20 protein-coding genes are annotated in these 20938 nt (G+C 65.7%); 14 read left to right on the forward strand and 6 right to left on the reverse strand.

Features of this window, described 5'->3' with window-relative positions; genetic code table 11:
• On the forward strand, positions 1–401 hold a 401-nt coding region (locus IV113_RS11575), incomplete at its 5' end, for a potassium transporter TrkG (protein WP_291084802.1).
• A gap of 11 nt (positions 402–412) precedes the next feature.
• Here IV113_RS11575 and IV113_RS11580 read toward each other — a convergent pair.
• Positions 413–1117 carry a glutathione S-transferase N-terminal domain-containing protein gene (locus tag IV113_RS11580; RefSeq protein ID WP_291084805.1) on the reverse strand — a complete coding sequence of 235 codons (705 nt, stop codon included), beginning with the start codon at positions 1115–1117 and terminating at the stop codon, positions 413–415.
• Positions 1118–1239: 122 nt separating this feature from the next.
• Between IV113_RS11580 and IV113_RS11585 the strand changes: the two genes are divergently transcribed.
• Complete coding sequence (locus IV113_RS11585) at positions 1240–1617, forward strand: YchJ family metal-binding protein (RefSeq protein ID WP_291084807.1); 378 nt, start codon at positions 1240–1242, stop codon at positions 1615–1617.
• Positions 1618–1625: 8 nt separating this feature from the next.
• Positions 1626–2288: an HAD family phosphatase gene (locus tag IV113_RS11590; RefSeq protein ID WP_291084811.1), complete on the forward strand. Its 663-nt coding sequence runs from the start codon at positions 1626–1628 to the stop codon at positions 2286–2288.
• On the opposite strand, the gene IV113_RS11595 is transcribed toward IV113_RS11590, so the two are convergent.
• Positions 2262–3314 carry an AraC family transcriptional regulator gene (locus IV113_RS11595; protein WP_291084814.1) on the reverse strand — a complete coding sequence of 351 codons (1053 nt, stop codon included), beginning with the start codon at positions 3312–3314 and terminating at the stop codon, positions 2262–2264. The two genes, IV113_RS11590 and IV113_RS11595, sit on opposite strands and share 27 nt — an antisense overlap.
• Positions 3315–3435: 121 nt before the next feature.
• Between IV113_RS11595 and IV113_RS11600 the strand changes: the two genes are divergently transcribed.
• From IV113_RS11600 to IV113_RS11635, 8 genes are read left to right on the forward strand one after another with little or no spacing between them, the layout of a single operon-like run.
• Positions 3436–5058, forward strand: coding sequence for a carboxyl transferase domain-containing protein (locus tag IV113_RS11600; protein WP_291084817.1), 1623 nt, complete (start codon positions 3436–3438; stop codon positions 5056–5058).
• 4 nt (positions 5059–5062) lie between these two features.
• On the forward strand, positions 5063–5566 hold the full coding sequence (locus tag IV113_RS11605) for a DinB family protein (protein WP_291084821.1): 504 nt from the start codon (positions 5063–5065) through the stop codon (positions 5564–5566).
• A gap of 32 nt (positions 5567–5598) precedes the next feature.
• On the forward strand, positions 5599–6735 hold the full coding sequence (locus tag IV113_RS11610) for an acyl-CoA dehydrogenase family protein (protein ID WP_291084825.1): 1137 nt from the start codon (positions 5599–5601) through the stop codon (positions 6733–6735).
• 11 nt (positions 6736–6746) lie between these two features.
• Positions 6747–7538 (forward strand): enoyl-CoA hydratase/isomerase family protein, encoded by a 792-nt coding sequence (locus IV113_RS11615; RefSeq protein WP_291084828.1) that lies wholly within the window; start codon positions 6747–6749, stop codon positions 7536–7538.
• A gap of 6 nt (positions 7539–7544) precedes the next feature.
• Positions 7545–8174: a DUF4126 domain-containing protein gene (locus IV113_RS11620; RefSeq protein WP_291084831.1), complete on the forward strand. Its 630-nt coding sequence runs from the start codon at positions 7545–7547 to the stop codon at positions 8172–8174.
• Positions 8174–10180: an acetyl/propionyl/methylcrotonyl-CoA carboxylase subunit alpha gene (locus IV113_RS11625; RefSeq protein ID WP_291084834.1), complete on the forward strand. Its 2007-nt coding sequence runs from the start codon at positions 8174–8176 to the stop codon at positions 10178–10180. The genes IV113_RS11620 and IV113_RS11625 overlap by 1 nt, the downstream gene beginning before the upstream one ends.
• Before the next feature lie 53 nt (positions 10181–10233).
• On the forward strand, positions 10234–11154 hold the full coding sequence (locus IV113_RS11630) for a glyoxylate/hydroxypyruvate reductase A (protein ID WP_291084837.1): 921 nt from the start codon (positions 10234–10236) through the stop codon (positions 11152–11154).
• A gap of 18 nt (positions 11155–11172) precedes the next feature.
• Complete coding sequence (locus IV113_RS11635; protein ID WP_291084840.1) at positions 11173–12081, forward strand: hydroxymethylglutaryl-CoA lyase; 909 nt, start codon at positions 11173–11175, stop codon at positions 12079–12081.
• Between the two features lie 71 nt (positions 12082–12152).
• Here IV113_RS11635 and IV113_RS11640 read toward each other — a convergent pair whose 3' ends face one another.
• From IV113_RS11640 to IV113_RS11650, 3 genes are all read right to left on the reverse strand, one after another.
• Positions 12153–14048 (reverse strand): hypothetical protein, encoded by a 1896-nt coding sequence (locus tag IV113_RS11640; RefSeq protein WP_291084843.1) that lies wholly within the window; start codon positions 14046–14048, stop codon positions 12153–12155.
• A 54-nt stretch (positions 14049–14102) separates the two neighbouring features.
• Positions 14103–16058, reverse strand: a complete 1956-nt coding sequence (locus IV113_RS11645; protein ID WP_291084846.1) for a hypothetical protein — start codon at positions 16056–16058, stop codon at positions 14103–14105.
• Between the two features lie 257 nt (positions 16059–16315).
• Positions 16316–18199, reverse strand: a complete 1884-nt coding sequence (locus IV113_RS11650) for a hypothetical protein (RefSeq protein WP_291084850.1) — start codon at positions 18197–18199, stop codon at positions 16316–16318.
• 147 nt (positions 18200–18346) lie between these two features.
• Here IV113_RS11650 and IV113_RS11655 point away from each other — a divergent pair, with 147 nt between their 5' ends.
• The 3 genes from IV113_RS11655 to IV113_RS11665 are packed head-to-tail and all read left to right on the forward strand — an operon-like array spanning position 18347 to position 19811.
• Positions 18347–18850, forward strand: a complete 504-nt coding sequence (locus IV113_RS11655; protein WP_291084852.1) for a YbaK/EbsC family protein — start codon at positions 18347–18349, stop codon at positions 18848–18850.
• Positions 18851–18864: 14 nt separating this feature from the next.
• Positions 18865–19104, forward strand: a complete 240-nt coding sequence (locus tag IV113_RS11660) for a DUF1289 domain-containing protein (protein WP_291084855.1) — start codon at positions 18865–18867, stop codon at positions 19102–19104.
• Between the two features lie 38 nt (positions 19105–19142).
• Positions 19143–19811, forward strand: coding sequence for a 2-hydroxychromene-2-carboxylate isomerase (locus tag IV113_RS11665; protein WP_291084945.1), 669 nt, complete (start codon positions 19143–19145; stop codon positions 19809–19811).
• Between the two features lie 4 nt (positions 19812–19815).
• Here IV113_RS11665 and IV113_RS11670 read toward each other — a convergent pair whose 3' ends face one another.
• The gene (locus IV113_RS11670) at positions 19816–20886 is read right to left on the reverse strand and encodes a substrate-binding domain-containing protein (protein WP_291084858.1); all 1071 of its coding nucleotides are present in this window, start codon (positions 20884–20886) and stop codon (positions 19816–19818) included.
• Positions 20887–20938 lie beyond the last annotated feature (52 nt).

The following is a 20938-nucleotide window of genomic DNA, read 5'->3' on the forward strand; positions in this document are numbered from 1 at the left end:
GCATCAAGCTGGTGCGCATGGTGCTGCTGATCAAGCAGGCGCGGCGCGAGCTGGTCCGCATCGTGCACCCGCGTGTGGTCAACCCTGTCACGCTGGGCGGCGCGATCATGCCCCCGTCCGTCATGACCGCCGTGCTGGGCTACATGCTGATCTACGGCGCGGCCACCATGGGCCTGACCATGCTGCTGCTGTTCACCGGGCTGGACATCGTGACCTCATTTTCGGCGGTGGTGGCCACGGTCAACAACATCGGCCCCGGTCTGGGAGATGTGGGTCCGGCGAGCAACTTCGGCGTGCTCAACGAGTTCCAGATCTGGGTGTTGACGTTTGCGATGCTGCTGGGCCGTCTCGAATTGCTCACCGTGCTCGTGCTTTTCACCGGTCACTTCTGGAGGAAGTGACCTTTTGAAAATCAGCCGCGCGCCGGAATGGCCAGGCCCTTGATCACCGCAGGGCGGGCCCCGAAGGCTTCGAGCACGCGCGGCAGTTCGGCGAAGTCGCTGAAGCCCACCAGATCACCCGCGCCATAAAAGCCCACCAGGTTGCGCACCCAGGGCCAGATCGCAATGTCGGCGATGGAGTAGTCCGCGCCCATGATCCACTCACGCCCAGCCATGCGCTGGTTCAGCACGGCGAGCAGGCGCTTGGTCTCGGCCACGTAGCGGTCGCGTGGGCGTTTGTCTTCGAAGTCCTTGCCGGCGAACTTGTGGAAGAAGCCAAGCTGGCCAAACATGGGCCCGACCCCACCCATCTGGAACATCAGCCACTGCAGCGTTTCGTAGCGGGCGGCCGGGTCTTGCGGCAGGAACTGGCCCGTCTTCTCGGCCAGGTACACCAGGATGGCGCCCGACTCGAACAGCGCCAGCGGTTGGCCGCCCGGACCGTTGGGGTCGAGGATGGCCGGGATCTTGTTGTTCGGATTGAGCGAGAGGAAGGCCGGCGAGGTCTGGTCGTTGGTGTCGAAGCTCACCAGGTGCGGCTCGTAGGGCAGGCCGGTTTCCTCCAGCATGATCGAGGCCTTGACGCCGTTGGGCGTTGGCAGCGAATACAGCTGCAGGCGCTCCGGATGTTGTGCGGGCCATTTCTGCGTGATGGGAAATTTGTCGAGAGATGTCATGAATGTTTTCCTGAATGAGAGCCGCATTGAACACCCGTCCTGCATGACCCGGACCCTGCAAGGGCATCGATAATTTCGTAACCACGCGCACAGATCACCACCTGCAGCACGACGAAAACCAGATGAAAATTCCCTGTCCCTGCGGACGCAGCGCGGCCTTCGAGGTCTGCTGTGGCCGATACCTCGGCACCGATGTGCCCGTGCCAGACGCCGAATCGCTCATGCGCTCGCGATACACCGCCTTTGTGCGTGGCGACGCAGCGCACCTGCTGGCCACCTGGCACGCCAGCACACGCCCGCCCTCAGTCGAACTCGAGCCGAGCGTGAAGTGGTTGGGCCTGGAAGTGAAGCGGCACTCGCCGATCGACAGCGCTCACGCCGAGGTCGAATTCGTCGCGCGCTCCCGCGTGCAGGGCCGCGGACAACGCCTGCACGAGCGCAGCCGCTTTGTGCGCGAAGACGGCCAGTGGTTTTACCTGGATGGCGACATCCTGACTTGAAGGACAACATGTTTGATGCGGTTTTGTTTGATTGCGATGGCGTGCTGGTGGACAGCGAACCCATCACCAACGGTGTGCTGCGCGAGGTGCTCAACGAGAGCGGCTGGGCGCTCACGCAGGCCGAGTGCATGCAGATATTCATCGGCAAGGCGGTGCGCGACGAGCGCGCGCGCATCGAGGCCGAGACCGGGAAGCCGCTCACGGACGACTGGATGCGCGCCTTTTACGCCCGGCGCGACGCGCGGCTTCGCGCCGAGCTGCAGCCGGTGCACGGTGCGATCGATGTTGTGATGGCCGCGCACCGTCACGCGGGTGGCCGCATCGCCTGCGCCTCAGGGGCTGACCGACCCAAGGTCGTGATGCAGATCGAGATGGCGGGCATGCAACCCTACTTTGGCGACCGGATCTTCAGCGGTCACGACCAGCCGCGCTCCAAGCCCGCGCCCGATGTCTACCTGGCCGCAGCGGCACACCTGGGGGTCGACCCGGCGCGCTGCCTGGTGATCGAAGACACCGGCACCGGTGCGCTGGCCGGCCTGGCGGCGGGCGCCACCGTGTGGGGCTATTGCCCCGACGGCCATGGCCGTGCGTTTGAAGGGCTGGCTGTGCACCGCGTGTTCCACCGCATGCACGACCTGCTCGAGTTACTGCCCTCGCCACTCGCCCGGTGACTTTCCCGTCCAGCCTTTGAAGGCGCGCATGAAGCTCTTCTCGTTCTGAAAGCCCGCCGCCTCGGCCACCTGCTTGATCGGACGCTTCGTGCGCAGCAGCATCTCGGTCGCGCGTTGCCGACGCGACTCGTCCTTCAGGCTTTGCAGCGATGCGCCTTCGTCCTTCAGCTGGCGGTGCAGGGTGCGCGGTGAGGTGTTGAGCAGCGCAGCGAGGTCGTTGGCGTTGTGGGCGTCCTGCGGGCGGCTGGCCAGCATCTGTCGCACGCGCTGCACCAGCAGGCGGTCGCGCCGATAGGAGCGCACGGTCAGGGGCAGGGCGCGCTGCAACAGCTGGTTCATGGCGGCTTCGTCGCGCCGCACCGGCAGGCTCAGGTAGCGGGCGTCGAAGTGGATGGCCGCGTGCTCCGCATCGAATCGGGTGGGTCCGTCAAAAAGAACGGCGTAGGCCTCGGCGTGCGGTGGCGCGGCGTAGGGAAACTGCGCACCCAGCAACGCAATGCGCGAGTCCACGTACCAGCTGGCCAGGCCGTGGATGTTGCGCAGCAACGAGACCGCGCAGAGCTCGGCCATGGGCCCGGGGTCGCGGTGCAGGTGCAGCGCGATGCTGACCACCTCGCCCGACACCTCCACGGCCAGCGTCGCATCGGGTGCCAGCAGGCCGTGGTGGCGGCACCAGCGCTTGAGTGCCACCCCCAGCGTGGGGCTGGAGAGCGAGGCGCGCGCGAGCAGGCCGTAGCTGCCCCAGGGCAGGGGCCGGGCAAAACAGCCCAGCGCTTCGTCGTCCAGCTCTCGCATGGCCGCACCCGAAATCACCTCCATCTGGGCTGCGGTGATTCGCCCGGTCGGATTTCTCAGTTGTGCTGGCGTTATTTGTGCCTGCGCCAGCGCGGCTGACGGATCCATGCCACGCGCATCGAAGGCCATCACCATGGCCCGGATGAGTGCGATGGGCGTGAGCGCAGGTCCCGCCAGGAGCTGGGTGGCGTCGGGCGTGGCTGGCAGTCGGCGGGGGGTGGCTTGGGGCATACCCTGATTTTCAGGGGCAATGGCAGCATTTGCAACCCAGCTGACCGACAGTACCCCACGCGCATCCCTATCCTCCACAATGACCCGAAACCCCCACAAGACAACCTGACAGGACCGCGACATGTCGACCCTGGAGACACAACTCAACGCCCGCTCTGCCGATTTCCAGGCCAACGCAGCCGCCATGCGCGCGGTGGTGGACGACCTGCGGGCGCAGGTGGCCAAGTCCACCTTCGGCGGCGGCGACGTCGCCCGCGCGCGACACACCAAGCGCGGCAAGCTGTTGCCGCGCGACCGCGTGCAGATGCTGCTGGACCCGGGCACGCCCTTCCTGGAGCTGAGCCCGCTGGCCGCGCTCAACATGTACCCCGACCGCGACGGCACCGACAGCGCGCCCTGCGCCGGCGTGATCACCGGCATCGGTCGGGTGAGCGGAGTCGACTGCCTGATCGTCTGCAACGACGCCACCGTCAAGGGTGGCACCTACTACCCGATGACGGTGAAGAAACACCTGCGGGCGCAAGAGGTGGCGATGCAGAACAACCTCACCTGCATCTACCTGGTGGACTCGGGCGGCGCCAATCTGCCGAACCAGGACGATGTGTTCCCGGATCGGGACCACTTCGGCCGCATCTTCTACAACCAGGCCAACATGTCGGCCAACGGCATCGCGCAGATCGCGGTGGTCATGGGCTCGTGCACGGCCGGGGGCGCGTATGTGCCTGCCATGAGCGACGAGACCATCATCGTCAAGAACCAGGGCACCATTTTCCTGGGCGGCCCGCCACTGGTGAAGGCCGCCATCGGCGAGATCGTGAGCGCAGAAGACCTGGGCGGTGGCGACGTGCACACCCGCCTCTCGGGCGTGGCCGACCACCTGGCGCAGAACGATGCCCACGCGCTGGCCCTGGCGCGCCAGGCTGTGGCCACGCTCAACAAGCGCAAGCTGGCCACGCAGGCGCTGCGTGAGCCGCGCGCACCGATCTATTCCACCGAAGAAATTTATGGCGTGATCCCGGTCGACACGCGCAAGCCCTACGACGTGCGCGAAATCATCGCCCGCATCGTCGATGGCAGCGAATTCCACGAATTCAAGGCGCGCTATGGCGCCACGCTGGTCTGCGGCTTCGCGCACATCGAGGGCATGCCGATCGGCATCGTCGCCAACAACGGTGTGCTGTTCTCGGAGAGCGCGCAGAAGGGTGCGCACTTCATCGAACTGTGCTGCCAGCGCAAGGTGCCGCTTTTGTTCCTGCAGAACATCACCGGCTTCATGGTCGGCAAGAAATACGAAAGCGAAGGCATCGCTCGCCACGGCGCCAAGCTGGTCACCGCCGTGGCCACCGCCCAGGTGCCCAAATTCACCGTGATCATCGGCGGCAGCTACGGCGCCGGCAACTACGGCATGTGTGGTCGTGCCTACAGCCCGCGTTTCCTCTGGATGTGGCCCAACGCGCGCATCAGCGTGATGGGTGGCGAGCAGGCCGCCGGCGTGCTGGCCACCGTCAAACGCGATGGCATCGAGGCCAAGGGGGGCAGCTGGAGCGCCGAGGAAGAGGCGAAGTTCAAGCAGCCACTGCTCGACCAGTTCGCCCACCAGTCGCACCCCTATTACGCCAGCGCCCGCTTGTGGGACGACGGCGTGATCGATCCGGCGGACACGCGCCGCGTGCTTGGCCTGGCACTGTCGGCCGCGCTCAATGCGCCGATCGGCGAACCGAAGTTTGGTGTTTTCAGGATGTGACGCCATGGACGCGCGTCAGCATTTCACCCTACTCGCCCGCTACAACGTGTGGGCCACGCAGCAGCTGCTCGCAGCCATCGAACCGGTCAACGAGTTCGATTACCGGCGTGACCTGCGCCTGTTCTTCAAGAGCATCCACGGCACGCTCAACCACCTGCTGGTGGGCGAGCACATGGCGTGGCAGCGGCGCTTCGCTCGCGGAGAATCGCCGAAGCTGGAGCTGGACATGGAAGTCGAACCCGAGCGCGATCGTCTGGCGCAGGCCCTGAAGGGTGGCGCCAAGACCTGGGAACCGCTGATTGCCAGCTGGCCCGCCGAGCGCTTCGACGGCAAGCTCGACTACTTCAACACGCGTGGCCAGCCCATGAGCCTGCCGTTTGCCGCCACGCTGGCCCACGTGTTCAACCACGGCACGCACCACCGGGGCCAGATCAGCGCAGCACTCACCATGCTGGGCCAACCCGCACCCGTGCTGGATCTCGTGTATTTCCTGCAGCAGACGGCTTGAATCTCACGACAACAAAAAAAGCGAGACAAACCATGAGCGCCACCATCTACGACAACCCCGACCACGAACTGCTGCGCGACCAGGTGGCACGTTTTCTCGAGCGCGAAGTGGAGCCGCACGCAGCCGCGTGGGAAGAGACCGGCATGGTGCCGCGCGAGGTGTTGCGCCGCATGGGCCAGGCGGGTCTGCTCGGTATCGCGTTCGAGAGCGACTACGGCGGCGCTGACGCCGACGCCATGACCAACCTGGTGTTCGCCGAGGCGCTGTCGCAAAGCACCTTCGCCGGTTTCATCATCACCGTGCTCGTGCACACCGACATGGCCGGCCCGCACCTGCACCACGCGGGCACCCCGGCACAGAAGGCGAAATACCTGCCCAAGGTCACGGCGGGTGAACTGATCACCGCGGTGGGCATCAGCGAACCCGGCGCCGGCTCGGACGTGGCCGGCATGCGCACCACCGCGCGCCGGGACGGTGACGAGTGGGTCATCAACGGCACCAAGATGTTCATCACCAACGGCGTGCACGGCGACCTGTATTTCGTGGCCGCCAAGACCGGAGCAGCGCGGCACGACATGTCGATGTTCATCGTCGAAAAGGGCACGCCGGGCTTCACGGTAGGCCGTGCGCTCAAGAAGACCGGCTGGCTCTCCAGCGACACGGCCGAACTCGTCTTTGACAACGTTCGCATCCCGGCCGGCAACCTGCTGGGCGAAGAGGGCAAGGGCTTCTATTCGGTGATGAAGAACTTCCAGACCGAGCGCATTGCGCTGGGCGCCATGGCCATCGGTCACTGCACGCAGGCCCTCAAGATCACGCTGGACCACGTGCGACAGCGCCAGGCCTTTGGCGCCACGCTGTGGGATCAGCAGACCATCCGCCAGCGCCTCTCGATGCTCGACGCCAAGGTGCGCGCGGCTCGCCAGTTCATGTACCACTGCGCCTGGAGCGTGACCCAGGGCCACGACATCGTGCAGGAAGTCTCCATGCTCAAGGCGCTCACCGGCGAGCTGGTCAACGAGGTGGTGCAGACCTGCCAGCAGTTCCACGGCGGCATGGGCTTCATCCGCGAGACGGCCATCGAACGCCTGTGGCGCGACGCGCGCGTGCTGGCCATCGGTGGGGGAGCGACGGAAGTGATGCTCGAAGAAGTCGCGAAACGTTATTGAGGACGAAGAACATGAGTGAAGTTTTGGATGTTTCCCGCCCCGCGCCTCACGTAGCGCGCGTGTGGCTCAACCGGCCAGACGTGCGCAACGCCTTCAACGACGATGTGATCGCCGCGTTGACCGCCACGTTCGAGACCCTGTCGAAAGACGAGGACCTGCGCGTGGTCGTGCTCGGCGCGCACGGCAAGGCCTTCTGCGCCGGTGCCGACCTCAACTGGATGAAGACCATGGCCGGCTACAGCTGGGACCAGAACCGCGCCGACGCGCAGCGGCTCGCCGACATGCTGTGGACGCTGGACCAGTGCCCGGTGCCGGTGGTGGGCCGCATCCAGGGCGACTGCTACGCCGGGGGCATGGGGTTGGCCGCCATCTGCGACGTGTTGGTGGCCGTCGAAGGTGCCACCTTCTGCCTCTCCGAAGCACGTCTGGGACTGCTGCCGGCCACCATCAGTCCGTACGTGGTGCGCGCCTTGGGGGAACAGGCTTCGCGCCGCTACATGGTCACGGCCGAGCGCTTTTCGGCGGTGCGCGCGCACGCGCTGGGCATGGTCCACGAACTCGCCACGCCCGAGACGCTGGACGCCCGGGTCGACGAGATCGTGGCCACCCTGGTGGCCAACGGACCGAAGGCCGCGCGTGAATGCAAGCGCCTGGTGCGCGACGTGAGCGGTGTGCCTGTGACCGCCGAGCTGCGCGGCGAGACCGCGCGCCGCATCGCCGACATCCGCGCCAGCGACGAGGGCCGCGAAGGCCTGCAGTCCTTCCTGGGCAAACGCGCACCGGGCTGGTTGCCACAGGCCTGATCGACCATGACGGAAACCCTCGCCTCCCTGGGAACGCCCGAGCTGCTGGCTCTGGCCGGGGCGCTCGGCTGGGCCAGCGGGTTCCGTCTTTACGCGGTGGTGTTTCTGGTGGGCGCGGCCGGTGCGCTGGGCTGGATGGAGCTGCCCGCCGGTCTGCAGGTGCTGCAGCATCCCGCCTTGCTGGGGGCCAGCGGCTTCATGCTGTTCGTCGAGTTTTTTGCCGACAAGATCCCGGTGGTCGACTCACTGTGGGACATGGTCAACAGCGTGGTGCGCATCCCCGCCGGCGCGGCGCTGGCGGCCGGCGTGTTCGGTGCCGACAGCGGCTCCTTGGCGCTGGCCGCCGCATTGCTGGGCGGCTCGCTCGCGGCCACCAGCCAGGCCGCCAAGACCACCACCCGCGCGGCCATCAACGCCTCGCCCGAACCCTTCTCCAACATCGCCATGAGCCTGGTCGAAGACGGCCTGGTGGTCGGCGCGGTGTGGCTCGCCACCAACCACCCGGTGGCTTTCGGCGTGCTGCTGCTCATCGCCGTGGTGCTGATGTGGATCGTCACCTGGATGCTTTTCAAATTCCTGCGTGCGGTGTTCCGTCGCGCGCAGGGCTTCTTCTCCGGACCCGTCAAGGAAACCTGATGTTCACCAAAATCCTGATTGCCAACCGTGGAGAGATCGCCTGCCGTGTGGCGGCCACCGCTCGCCGACTCGGCGTGCGCACCGTGGCTGTGTATTCCGACGCCGACGCCAGCGCCAAGCACGTGGCCGCCTGCGACGAGGCGGTGCACATTGGCGGCAGCGCGCCCAAGGACAGCTACCTGCAGTGGGAGCGCATCATCGAGGCCGCGAAGGCCACGGGTGCGCAAGCCATCCACCCCGGCTACGGTTTCCTGAGCGAGAACGATGCGTTCGCCAACGCCTGCGCCAACGCCGGCATCGCCTTCATCGGCCCGCCGGCCTCAGCCATCCTGGCCATGGGCCTGAAGGCCGAGTCCAAGCAGCTGATGGAAAAAGCCGGCGTGCCGCTGGTGCCCGGTTACCACGCGGCCGACCAGGACCCCGCGCTGTTGCAGCGGGAGGCCAACCGCATCGGTTACCCGGTGCTGATCAAGGCCAGCGCGGGTGGCGGCGGCAAGGGCATGCGCGCGGTCGACAAGGCCGAGGATTTTGAGGCCGCGCTGGCGAGCTGCCAGCGCGAGGCGCGCAACAGCTTCGGCAGCGACGCGGTGTTGATCGAGAAGTACGTGCAGCGCCCACGCCACATCGAGATTCAGGTGTTCGGCGACACGCACGGCAACTGCGTGTACCTGTTCGAGCGCGACTGCTCGGTGCAGCGCCGCCACCAGAAGGTGCTGGAAGAAGCGCCCGCGCCCGGCATGACGCCCGAGTTCCGCGCGCAGATGGGCGCGGCGGCCGTGGCGGCGGCCAAGGCGGTGAACTATGTGGGCGCGGGCACGGTGGAGTTCATCGTCGAACAGCCACCCGAAGGCGGCATGCGTTTCTATTTCATGGAGATGAACACGCGGCTTCAGGTGGAGCACCCGGTGACCGAAGCGATCACCGGGCTCGATCTGGTGGAGTGGCAACTGCGTGTGGCCGGCGGCGAGCCCCTCCCGTTGAAGCAGGAAGAGTTGCGCATTCACGGCCACGCGATCGAGGCGCGCATCTGCGCCGAAACGCCCGACAACAACTTTCTGCCCGCCACCGGCACGCTCACGGTTTACCGCAAACCCGACTGCACTGCGTTTGAGCGCGGCGTGGTGCGTGTGGACGACGGCGTGCGCGAGGGCGACACCATCAGCCCGTTTTACGACTCCATGGTGGCCAAGCTCATCGTGCATGGGGCCACGCGCGCCGAGGCCCTGGCGCGCATGGACGCGGCCCTGGCCGAGACGCGCATCGTCGGTCTGTCCACCAACGTGCAGTTCCTGCGCCACGTGGTCAACAGCCCGTCGTTCGCGCAGGCCAACCTCGACACCGCGCTGATCCCGCGGGAAGCCGCGGTGCTGTTCCACCAGGACAAGGTCGGTCTGGCGCTCGCGGTGGCCTCGGCCGTGGCGCAGACGCTGGTTGCCGAGCGTGCCGTGGAAGCCGCCGATCCGTTCTCGCGCCGCGACGGCTGGCGCCCGCACGGTCTCACCGTGCGCCGTTTCGACTTCGAGTACCTCGGCGAGTCCCTGCTCGCGCACCTCACCTACCTGCACGACGGCGCATTGCAGCTCACCTTCGGCGAGGTCAGCGGCGTGCTGCAGTTCGACACCTTGCCCACCGAGGGTGGCGCGCGCATGGATCTGCAGTTCCAGGGCCAGCGGCAGACCGTGCAGACCTGGCAACTGGGCGAGATCGTGCATGTCTTCTGTGCACTCGGCGCCACCCAGATCACCGAGATCGACGCGCTGGCCCACGCCGGCGTGGCCGCGGCGGACGGTGGACGGCTCACCGCGCCCATGCCCGGCAAGGTGCTGTCGTTTGCGGTGAAGGCGGGTGACGTGATCAAGAAAGGCCAGGCGCTGGCCGTGATGGAGGCGATGAAGATGGAGCACACCATCGCCGCCCCCGCCGACGGCACGGTGGCCGAGCTGCTGTACGCGCCCGGAGACCAGGTGAGCGAAGGCGCCGAGCTGCTCAAGATCACCACGGCGTGATGGAGATGGTGGCCGTGACAGCGCGCGCGGCCCGCTTCTTTTAAGCTCGGCGCATGAACATCACCATCTGCGTTGCCCAAACCAAAGCCGCTCCCTGGGAAGAGGGCTTTCGCGCCCTGCTGCCCGACGCCCACGTGAGCACCTGGAAAGCCGGGGACCCCCCGGCCGAGTACGCCATCGTGTGGTCGCCGCCTCAGGCCTTTCTGGACGAACAACCCGGCCTCAAGGCCATGTTCAACATCGGTGCCGGCGTGGACGCGATCATGAAACTGCGCCTGCCGCCGCAAGCCCAGGTGGTGCGGCTGGACGACGCCGGCATGTCGGTGCAGATGGCCGAGTACGTGTGCCACGCCGTCATTCGCCACTTCCGCGAGTTCGATGGCTACGAGGCCGACATCGCGGCCGGCCAGTGGTCCTACCGCAAGCCGCGCAGCCGCGCCGACTGCCCCATGGGCGTGATGGGCCTGGGCGTGCTGGGCGAACGCGTGGCGCGGGCCCTGCGTGTGTTCGAGTTTCCTGTGCATGGCTGGAGCCGCAGCCCCAAGCAGATCGACGGCATCACCTGCCATTCGGGCGCCGAGGGCTTCAACGGGTTTCTCGCGGCGAGCAAGGTCCTGGTCAACTTGCTGCCACTCACGCCCGACACCCAGGACATCCTCAATCGTGAAACGATGGGCCGCCTGCAGCCCGGCGGCCATGTCATCAACGTCGCGCGCGGCGCGCACCTGGTCGAGGACGACCTGATCGCCCTGCTCGACAGCGGGCATCTGTCGGGCGCCACGCTCGATGTGTTCCGCACCGAACCGCTGCCGGCCGAGCACCCCTTCTGGCAACACCCCAAAGTCACCATCACCCCACACACCTCGGCCCGCACCCTGCGCGACGAGAGCATTGCGCAGATCGCCGGCAAGATCGCGGCGCTGTCGCGCGGCGAGTCGATCGCCGGTGTGGTGCACCGCGACCGCGGTTATTGAAAGCTGAAAGAGCCCCTCATGAACATCCCCACCCGCGTTCAACTCATCGACGTCGGCCCGCGCGACGGCCTGCAGAACGAAAAGCAGCCGGTGCCCGCCGCCATCAAGATCGAGCTGGTGCACCGCCTGCAGGCCGCTGGCCTGAAAGAGATCGAGGTCACCAGCTATGTGAGCCCGAAGTGGGTGCCGCAGATGGCCGACAACCACGACGTCATGGCCGGCATGTCGCGCCAGGGTGGGGTGCGCTACTCGGTGCTCACGCCCAACCTCAAGGGCTTCGAGGCCGCCGTGCTCGACAAGCCCGACGAGATCGTGGTGTTCGGCGCGGCCAGCGAGGCCTTCAGCCAGAAGAACATCAACTGCTCGATCGCCGAGAGCATCGAGCGCTTCGCGCCCGTGGTGGAAGCGGCCAGGGCAGCCGGCATCGCTGTGCGCGGCGCCATGAGCTGCACCGTCGGTTGCCCGTACGAAGGTGAGATCGCGCCCGAGCGCGTGGCCTACCTCGCCGGGCTCATGAAGGGCATCGGCGTGCAACGTGTGGACGTGGCCGACACCATCGGCGTGGGCACACCGCGCAAGGTGCAGGCCGCGCTCGAGGCCACACTCCAGCACTACGGCATCGACGCGGTGTCCGGTCATTTCCACGACACCTACGGCCAGGCCCTGTCCAACACCCTGGCTGCACTCGAGATGGGGGTCTGGAATTTCCAGTCGTCCGTGTCGGGGCTGGGCGGCTGCCCCTACGCCAAGGGCGCCACCGGCAACGTGGCCACCGAAGACGTGGTCTATCTGTTGCACGGCATGGGCATCGACACCGGCATCGACCTCGACGCGCTGGTTGATGCCGGCGCATACATCAGCGAGCAGCTCGGCCGTCCGAGCGGCTCGCGCGTGGCGCGCGCCTTGCTGGCCAAGCGGGCAGGCTGAGGCCAACAGGCCGACGCCCAGCCGTTGGAGCTTCTTCTTGGCCAGAAGACACGACGGACTCTCCCGCTCGCTCAGTTTTTGAACGGCACGTGCAGCACCAGGCAGGTGATGCGGCTGTCGCGCCAGGTGCGCGTGTTCATGCGAGGGTAGAGACCGCCTCCTTCCACGTAAGGCAAGCCCATGCACCCTGACTTGCGGCACCACAGATGCACCGATATGTCGAACCCGTATCCGCTGTGGCTGCTGCCGGTCACGTACATGGCCATGGCCCGATCTGACCGCAGCCCCGTCAGCTTCCCGTCGATCTCCAGCAGCTGTGTGTTGATCCAACGCTGATGGAACGTCTGGTATGCCCATGGCCAGTCGCTCTCCCCCATGGCGTACTGGATCACGCCGCCTTCTTCCCTGCCATAGACCAAACGCTCACGGTTCAGCGCCTCGTAGAGCGCGCGCTCGAACTGCTGACGCATCCGTTCCGGCTTTTCGAGTCTGATGGTCGCGGTGATGTCCTGCTCCACGGCCGCGATGGCAGCATCCGCCCGGTGCAGCAGGTCCTGCGCCTGCAACTCGTCGGTGTAGTGCCGCTGGACCAAGTCCTGCAGCGGTTGCACCAAGTTTTCACAATCTGCAAGCAGTTTGGGTTGAATCTTCACGCTCTTGGAGCGCGACAGCAGGCGGTTGATGTCGCCGAGCACGTAGCCGGCGTAGGTGCTCAAGCCGCTGTCCAGCACCAGACCCACATCTTTCTCGGTCATGTCCTCGTCGTTGTGCTCGTCCGGTGCGGCGTGCTTCATCGTGGTGCGGGCACGCTGAAGCACTTGGGTTTCTGCTTTGGCAATCGCCTGGCGGTTGATGCGCACCGGTGCAGGTCCCTCGATCCAGTCCACCAGCCACTCGACCGATCGCGCATGCATGGGGTCGGGCGCGGACTGCGGTGCTTCGGATGCCCGTGGTGTGGGCGCGGGTTTGACCTGGGACAGTTCCTTGCGCAAGCGCGTGCCGCTCATGCCGAGATCTATTCCCGCCTGGATCACGGTACAGGCCACTATCGCGGCGGTGTTTGCAGCCATGGATGTCGGGTCGAAGAGGACCTTCCGGTTGATGGCGTCCATGGTCGCCGTGCAGATGTCGTTGCAGCGCGTTGTGCGTCGCGTCACGAAGCGCGCCACTTCGATGGCCACGAGATCCTCCATGGCACTGCCGTCCCGCTGGGATTGCTCCAACGCCATCCAGGCCTGCAGCAAGCCATAAACCGCATCGCCGAGATCTGCAGCCAGGAGGTTTTTATCGCAGGCCGCCAGGCCATCCAGCAGCAAGGGCAGCCATTTGTCCAGACCCGTGCCGCTTGCCTGTTCGATGAGGTCCAGGCAGGCCGACTGGTCGCCCGGCAAGCGGCCGAAGTGGCAAGCCTCCAGGGCCTCTCTGAACTTGAAATCCCTCCAGTGGTATTCAATGGAGAGTTTGTTGAACAGCTCGATGGATCGCTTGAACGCTATCGGGACGGCAGGGGCTCTGACCATGCTGCGTTTCGTGAGAATGACCAGGGACCGCAGCACGACGTTCATGGCGGCGTCCGGGACCAGAACAGCCAGCGTTTGAAGATCCTTGACGTGCTGTTGCACCGGTTCAGCGAAGTGGGGCGCCATGATCGAGGCGATGCGCTGCTCGCGGGCTGCCCGCGTATCGGTGTTCAGACGGCAGTGGGCCAAGGCCATGTACATCTCGAAACTGATCTGCGTCATGTCGGCGGGCAGCAGCCGAATTACGTTGTAGACCTGATCGCACAGCAGTTTCCTGTTGGCTTCGGTCAGTTCGGGGCAGCTCGACTTCACCAAATATTCGACGCCGATCTTGCGCGCCCCTTCCAGCTTGGGTGGCAGCGTGTCGGCCACGTCCGACAGGGCGAAATAGTGGGCGATCCAGGGGGTGAGGGGGTTTTGGATGTCGAAGTTCAGGTAGCCGTACATGGTGTTCTCCAAGGTTTAAAGCGGACTGCGTTGCGCCCCGCGATGCGCTGGCGTTCAGTCGGCAGCCATCACATGAAGGACAGTGCAGGAAATGTGGGCGTCTCGCCATTCCTCGGTGTTCATCCAGACGTCGGTGCTGTTGCCGGCGTTGGGCGTGCTGTGGCAGCCCTCCTTTCGGATCCACATATGGACCGACACATCGAACGCGTAGTTGCTCCGACTGCTGCCCGTGACGTAGAGCGCCAGTGCCTGATGGCGTTCCAGAGGGGCTCGTTTGCCTGCGATCTCCAGGCTCTGCACGTTGAGCCAACGTTGGTGGTACTCGCGGTGTACCCAAGGCCAGTCGGCCTGCCGCACGCGGCATGAGAGCACACCTCCGTGCCGCTTGCCGTAAACCAGTGGCTCCTTGGCGAGGGCTTCTCTCAGGCTTCGGGAAAAATTCTGCCGCACGCGTGCCTCGATCGCGATCGAGTCGATGGATGCACGCAAGCTCTTGATGGCGGATTCCGTGCGCGTCAGCAGTCTCAGAGCATCCCGCTCGTTGGACATGGTCCCCGTTCGCAAGTCCTTCAGTGCGGGGACCAGTTCCGTGCAGGTTTCGAGCAAGTCCTTGTTCATTTTCAGACTGGCGGCCCGCAAGCTCATGTCCTGGATCTCGCCGAGGAAGAACTCGGCGGTCGAACACAGGCCGCTCTGGACCACGAGCCCTGCATCGTTCACAGACAGGGCTTCGTCGGCAGGGACGACCTCGTCCGGCTTTGTGGAAATGGGCTTGGTAGGAACAGGCTTGGTGGTGGCGGCCGGTTGCTTGGTTGGCGCCGGTTTGGGTGGAACTTCCACGGTGGGGCGCGTCTTGTTTTGCGCTTCGAGGATCTTTTGCCGGGCGAGCAGGGCAGGCGCATCGGGTGTTTCGATCAATCCGTCGATCCAGCTCGCCAGCAGCTCGACCGACCGTGCGTGGATCGGACTCATGTCCGGCAAATCGTCGCCAGCTTTCAACGGCGGCTCGGGTGCGTGCGCCTGCTTGAACACAGTGCGTGCGCCATCTGGCGTGAAGTTGATCGCCGCCTGCGACATCGCCAGCTTGTAGGCGATTTGCGCCTCGCTGTTGGTCTGGGTCGACTTGGCATCCAAAAGCACCCCGGCTTCCATGGCGTCCCGCGAGGACTCGACGATGGCCGTGAGCCGTGCCTGGATACGCTCAGAGTACCGTGCCACGCCGTCGGTCACCAGGTTCTCGATACTCTGTTCCGGGGCCTCGATGGAACTTTCAAGGGTGTCGTGAACCGCATCGGCCATGTCGGACTCGAGGTGCATGGGCGACAGGTCGTCAATGCCCTTTTTCAGCAGCGGTAGCCACTTCTGCAGTTTGTGCGACTTGAGCTCCGCGTACAGGTGCGTGAGGCACGCTTCTCGTTCGCCCAGCTCTCGCGAGAAGTAGCACGCTTGCAGGCAGGCGATGGCGGCCGGGTCGTCGATCCCGCCAGTGGCTTTCGTGTCCCGGAGGAAGTCGATGAGGGGCTTGTAGTCCTGAGGCGATGTATCCATGCACCCTCTGCAAAGCCTGACAACATGGGAGTGCAGCGCCGCATTCATCATTTCGTCGGGCATCGCGACCGCGAGCAACTTCAGCTTCTCCCCATATGCCTGAAGGAACGGGCTTGGGTGGCTTTTGAAGTGAGGGTCAAGCAGTGCGGCGATGCGCGTTTCACGCTGAGCGCGCCTGGCGTCATCCAGTCTGAAGTGCGCCAGCACCAGGTGCATTTCGAGGCTGGAGGAGGCCATGCGGTTCGGCAGCCACTGCACGGTGTTGCAGACCTGCTGGATCAGCCAGGCTTTTTTTTCTGATGGCACATCATTGACAAACAAGCCGACCAGCATCTCCACGCCTTTTTTGCGCGCCGCGTCGATGACGGGATCGATGACATCCGCAACCTCCGAAATCACGAAGAAGCGGACGAGCCAGGGGTTGGGTCGCCGATCGATCTTGAAGTCCAGAAAGCCGTACATGGTGTTCTCCTGTTCGTTTGCGAGGTGGTAAGGGGGAGGCGATTTTTTGGGTTGCACGCGTGCTCATTGCGCTGGTGGCATCCTGCTCGATGGGTCACGTGCTGACCATCGCGTTCACACCGTATCTGCCTCCCAGAGCCTGACCCTGAAGCCGTGCTGCTCGATAACATCGTTGGTCATGAGCAAGCTTGCTTCACTGATCACCGGGGCCGTGCAGCGCGTGATCGATCGGCTGGCCTTGCTGAAGCCCGGCCCGCTCAGGTGGCTGAGGGAATGTGCAACACCGTGCAGGACGTTCGGGTGTCGATCCAGTCCGCCGTGTTCATGGGCGCATACGCAGCCGTGCTGGTGCCCGGCGCACTGTATCGCCCTGACCTGCGTTGCCACAGGTGCACCGACACGTCGAACTCGAAGCCGCTGAGGCTTTTGAGCGTGACGTACAGCCCCAGCGCCTGGTCGGGTTGCAGGGGCTGAGGCACCCCATCGATCACGATCTGGCGGGTCCAGGGCAGCCAGCGCCCGTGGTATTGCTCGGCCACCCAGGCCCAATCGCTGCGACGCAGAGGGCAGTTGATCACGCCGCCGTTGCGTTTGCCCGCCATCATGGGTTCCCTGGACAAGGCCATCTGCAGTTGCTCGGCAAAGCGTTGACGGGTGCGCGCATCGGTCTCCACGACATGGGGGTCTTTGCGCAGCACGCTGATCGCCACATCCGCCTGGTACAGGAGGCTGCGAGCCTTTCGATCATCGGATTCAAGGCCATCCCTCAACCTTTGAAGCGAGACCAGCAGGGCGGTGCAGGCGTGTAAGGCCGGCGAGGGGGTGTTCAATGCCTTGCCCCGCTCGATTTCCCAGATGCAGAAGTCTGCGTAGGTGCTCAGCGCGTTCTGCACCGTACATCCGACATCCGATTCGGTCATATCAAGATCGGTGCGTGCGTCCTTCTCCGGCATCCTGGTCTTGACGCGCGCTTCCTGACGAACCGCTTTCTCCTTGACCACAATCGCCTTGCGCTCCAGTGGCTGTGGTTCCTTCTCGCTGATCGGGCCCCCGATCCATTGCACCAGTTTGCTCACGGACCACGTGTTGACCGGGTCGAGATCGGGTGGGTTGGATGGGGCGCCGCCTTTGGGGGGATCCGACGCGGGTGTCCGCGGGTTGCGCAGGCGCTGGGGTGTCATGCGAAGCAACTGCTCCGACCAGACCTGGTTGGCTGCCGCGATCGCAGCCTGGTTCTGCTGTTGCACCTTGGCGCCCAGGGGCACCCCGGCGCGAACAGCATCGATGGTGGCCTCGATGACCATCTGACCTCGCGCGCTGTCGGTGGCGTGGCCCAGGGCCACCTGGTTGGCCACGATCTGGTCAATGTCTGCTTGCATCGATCCATCCAGGTTGGCCACCGCGCAGTCCTGCAACACGCTCACCAGAATGTCGCCTTCAGACGCCGACAACAGGCCTGCACCGAGCAACGCGGCCTGGGTGCTGCGCACGGCACCACCGAGATGGTGTTGAGCGGCCAGCGCCAACAGTTCGAGAAACCTCGGCCGTTCTGTCTGCGGGCGCGTGAAGCACGCGCTGAGCAGCAGATACTCTTCTTTCGTTCGCGTTTCAATGCCCAGAGCGCCCATCAGGGTGTCAAGGTTTTTCACGAGATCGGCGAAGTGGGTTGCCCAGTCCGGTTGGGCCATGGACACCATTTGCAGCCGGGCGGCCTGGCTGCAGACCATGGTCTCCAGGAAGGCATCGGGCGCCAGCGGTGCCAACACGCTGAGGTGTTTCATGCCGGCGATCACACTGGGCAGCTCAGGCGTTCCATGGAAGTAGGCATTCATCGTCGTGGTGATCTGGGCTTCGCGCTCCTTGCGCTGCGCATCGGGCAGCCGAAGGTGTGCCAGGGCAATGTACAGATCGGACATCAGGTCGACCGTATCGGCGGGCAAGCCCCGGGCGATGGCGTTCAGTGCTTTGAGCTGGGCGTCTGTGAGGTCGGGTACCTCGACCCTGATCTGTTTGAGCGCCTGGCCTCGCGCGGCGGCTTGTTCGAAGGACAAGTCCGGCAGCGCCAGATCGCGGCACAGGAAATAGCTGACGATCCATGGGGCTTCAGCGTGTTCGGGTTTGTAGTCCAGTTGACCGTACATGGGACTTGCTCTCGTAGGTTCGGGCTCGAATGGCGCGATTCGGCCAGGTGGCGGACGAGACCAGTTTGTGCGCTTGCCCCTGCGCCGACCATCGCTTCGAAAGCCCATGGCAGCGGGGACCGGCGAGGGTCGATACCATCGGTGCCCATGAGCGATGTTTCCTGCTTCACCACCCCGGCGGTTCAACGCGTGGCCGAGCACCTGCGCGCGCTGGGCCATCCCAACCCACCCCACATGCTCGACGACGCCGCTCGCACCGCACAGCAGGCGGCAGACGCGTTGGGCGTGGGGCTGGGGCAGATCGCCAAGAGCATCGTGTTCCGCCGCAAGCCGGACGGTGTGGCGGTGCTGGTCGTCACCTCGGGCGATTTGCGCGTGGACGAGCAAAAGGTGCAGGCCATCGTCTGCGCCGAGGGCGGCAAGCTGGGTCGTGCCGATGCCGATTTCGTGAAGAGCGCAACCGGCTTCTCCATCGGTGGCGTCTCGCCACTCGCTCACGCCACGCCGGTGGTCACACTGGTCGACCAGCAACTGTTCCGCTTCGACGAGATCTGGGCCGCCGCCGGCCATCCACACGCGGTGTTCCGCCTCACGCCCCACCAACTCCAGACCCTGACCGGCGCGCCCGTGCACGACGTCACCGTGGCCTGACAACCTCTCTCCCAATGTCCCAGCTCACCCGCCCACCCGTCACGCTGCAGGCCGCCCGCGCCAAAGCCGGCATCGCTCCCGGCGTGCCATCGCCCTGCATCTCGGTCTGTGAGATGGACGAGGTCAAGCTGTCTTGCAAAGGCTGCTTTCGCACGCTGGCCGAGATCTCGCAATGGAGCCGCATGGGCGACGCCGACAAGCTGGTGGTGTGGCAACAGATCGAAGCGCGACAGGTGCCGGTGGTGGCGCCATGAGCGCGCCGGGTAGTCCAGTGAGCACGCCCAACGCCGCCCTGCGCGAGATCACGTTCCACTACGACCCCATCTCGCCCTACGCGTTTCTGGCGTTCGAACGCCTGCCGCAGGCGCTCATGGGTCACAGCGTGGCCGTGCGCTACAAGCCGGTGCTGTTCGCCGCCCTGCTCAAGGCCCACGGTCAGCTGGGCCCGGCGGAGATCCCCACCAAACGCGACTGGACCTACCGCCAGGTGAACTGGCTCGCACACCAACACGGTGTGCGGCTGGACTTGCCCGCAGCACATCCGTTCAACCCGCTGGCCCTGCTGCGCCTGGGCCTGGCCTGCGCCACCGATGACACCCCCGGCGACACCAGCCGCTATGTGACCGAGCAACTGTTCCACCACGTGTGGCACGGCGGCCTGGACGCCACCGACCCGGCTCGCCTGGCCGACCTGCAGGCCCGTTTGCAGGACCACATGGCCCAGCGCGGAAAACCCTGGCAGGCACCCGACGGCGAGGTGGTGAAGCAGCGCCTGCGCGCCAACTCCGACGAGGCGATCGCGCTCGGCCTGTTCGGCGTGCCGGCGATGGTGGTCGAGGGCCGCGTGTTCTGGGGTTTCGACGCACTGCTGATGTTGCGGGCCTACCTCGATGGCGATGCCTGGTTCGACGCCGGCTGGGATGCCGCGGCGCGCACGCCCTCGGGCGTGCAGCGGCGTTGACCAGTCAGTTCGCGAACGCCTCGCCCACCGTCGTCACCTGCCCGGTGCTGGCGGCCTCGTAACCCTTGAGCGCTGCCACGCGCGAGCGGAACGCCGGTGAGCGCAGCACGGTGAGCACCGGACGCAACTCCGCGCGATCCATCGCATCGGGCGGCAGGGCAAAGAAGTAGCGTTCCTTCAGCAGGGGAATGAAGTGCAGACCGAAGCGGTGGGCCGCGGTCTGCACGCCCAGCCCCAAGTCGGCCATGCCGCTGGCCACATAGGCGGCCACGCCGGCGTGGGTCAGCTCGGTGTTGTCGAAGCCGGCCACCTCGCGCGGCGCGATGCCGTGGCGCTGCAGCAGCAGATCGGTCAGCACGCGCGTGCCCGAACCTTCAGGGCGGTTGACGAAGCGCAGGCCGCGCCGGGTGAGGTCGGCCAGACCCTGGATGTTGTTCGGGTTGCCGGGTGCGCAAAACAGTCCCTGGGTGCGCACCGCCAGGTGCACCAGCAGGTGCTGGTCGGGCTTGAGCCACTGCAGGTAACGCTGGGCCGCCGCGGCTTCGAATTCGCCCAGCGGCACGTGAAAGCCGGCCAGCTCGCAGTCGCCCTGCGCGAGCGCGGCCACGGCCTCCAGGCTGTTGCGGTAGCGCAGCTCCACCGGCACCTGGCGCGCGGCGAGCTGCTCGCGCAGCGCGGCCACCGCAAACCCGTGGCTGGCGTGCAGGCGAGGCACCGCACGCTGGCGGCGCTGCACGCGTCCGAGTTCACCTTCGAGCTCCGAGGCCAGCGACTCCAGCAACGGCTGCAATCGCGCGCCGATGCGGGCGTCGGCCCAGATGAGTTTTTCGCCCAGCTCGGTGAGCGCCGATCCACGCCCGCGCCCGCGCACCAGCAGCGCCTGGCCAAACAGCTGTTCGGCCTGCTGCAGCAGGCCCCAGGCATGGCGGTACGACAGGTCCAGCTCCCGGCCCGCCTGCGAGATGCTGCCCGAGGCTTGCACGGCTGCCAGCAGGTGCAGCAAGGTGTTGGCGTCGAGCGCGGGGCCGTCGTCCTGGCTGACGCGCCATTGGGGTTGCAGGGTGATGCGCAGCATGGTGACGGTGGGGGTTTATGAAATGGTGAACATATTAAAGCGGACTTGCGGT

The organism is Hydrogenophaga sp., from assembly GCF_018780385.1.
Taxonomy (GTDB): domain Bacteria; phylum Pseudomonadota; class Gammaproteobacteria; order Burkholderiales; family Burkholderiaceae_C; genus Hydrogenophaga.

Excerpts from the sequence above, each read along its gene's own strand:
- IV113_RS11580 (WP_291084805.1), bottom strand. The coding sequence starts at position 1,117 with ATGACATCTCTCGACAAATTTCCCATCACGCAGAAATGGCCCGCACAA.
- IV113_RS11585 (WP_291084807.1), top strand. The coding sequence starts at position 1,240 with ATGAAAATTCCCTGTCCCTGCGGACGCAGCGCGGCCTTCGAGGTCTGC.
- IV113_RS11590 (WP_291084811.1), top strand. The coding sequence starts at position 1,626 with ATGTTTGATGCGGTTTTGTTTGATTGCGATGGCGTGCTGGTGGACAGC.
- IV113_RS11595 (WP_291084814.1), bottom strand. The coding sequence starts at position 3,314 with ATGCCCCAAGCCACCCCCCGCCGACTGCCAGCCACGCCCGACGCCACC.
- IV113_RS11600 (WP_291084817.1), top strand. The coding sequence starts at position 3,436 with ATGTCGACCCTGGAGACACAACTCAACGCCCGCTCTGCCGATTTCCAG.
- IV113_RS11605 (WP_291084821.1), top strand. The coding sequence starts at position 5,063 with ATGGACGCGCGTCAGCATTTCACCCTACTCGCCCGCTACAACGTGTGG.
- IV113_RS11610 (WP_291084825.1), top strand. The coding sequence starts at position 5,599 with ATGAGCGCCACCATCTACGACAACCCCGACCACGAACTGCTGCGCGAC.
- IV113_RS11615 (WP_291084828.1), top strand. The coding sequence starts at position 6,747 with ATGAGTGAAGTTTTGGATGTTTCCCGCCCCGCGCCTCACGTAGCGCGC.
- IV113_RS11620 (WP_291084831.1), top strand. The coding sequence starts at position 7,545 with ATGACGGAAACCCTCGCCTCCCTGGGAACGCCCGAGCTGCTGGCTCTG.
- IV113_RS11625 (WP_291084834.1), top strand. The coding sequence starts at position 8,174 with ATGTTCACCAAAATCCTGATTGCCAACCGTGGAGAGATCGCCTGCCGT.
- IV113_RS11630 (WP_291084837.1), top strand. The coding sequence starts at position 10,234 with ATGAACATCACCATCTGCGTTGCCCAAACCAAAGCCGCTCCCTGGGAA.
- IV113_RS11635 (WP_291084840.1), top strand. The coding sequence starts at position 11,173 with ATGAACATCCCCACCCGCGTTCAACTCATCGACGTCGGCCCGCGCGAC.
- IV113_RS11640 (WP_291084843.1), bottom strand. The coding sequence starts at position 14,048 with ATGTACGGCTACCTGAACTTCGACATCCAAAACCCCCTCACCCCCTGG.
- IV113_RS11645 (WP_291084846.1), bottom strand. The coding sequence starts at position 16,058 with ATGTACGGCTTTCTGGACTTCAAGATCGATCGGCGACCCAACCCCTGG.
- IV113_RS11650 (WP_291084850.1), bottom strand. The coding sequence starts at position 18,199 with ATGTACGGTCAACTGGACTACAAACCCGAACACGCTGAAGCCCCATGG.
- IV113_RS11655 (WP_291084852.1), top strand. The coding sequence starts at position 18,347 with ATGAGCGATGTTTCCTGCTTCACCACCCCGGCGGTTCAACGCGTGGCC.
- IV113_RS11660 (WP_291084855.1), top strand. The coding sequence starts at position 18,865 with ATGTCCCAGCTCACCCGCCCACCCGTCACGCTGCAGGCCGCCCGCGCC.
- IV113_RS11670 (WP_291084858.1), bottom strand. The coding sequence starts at position 20,886 with ATGCTGCGCATCACCCTGCAACCCCAATGGCGCGTCAGCCAGGACGAC.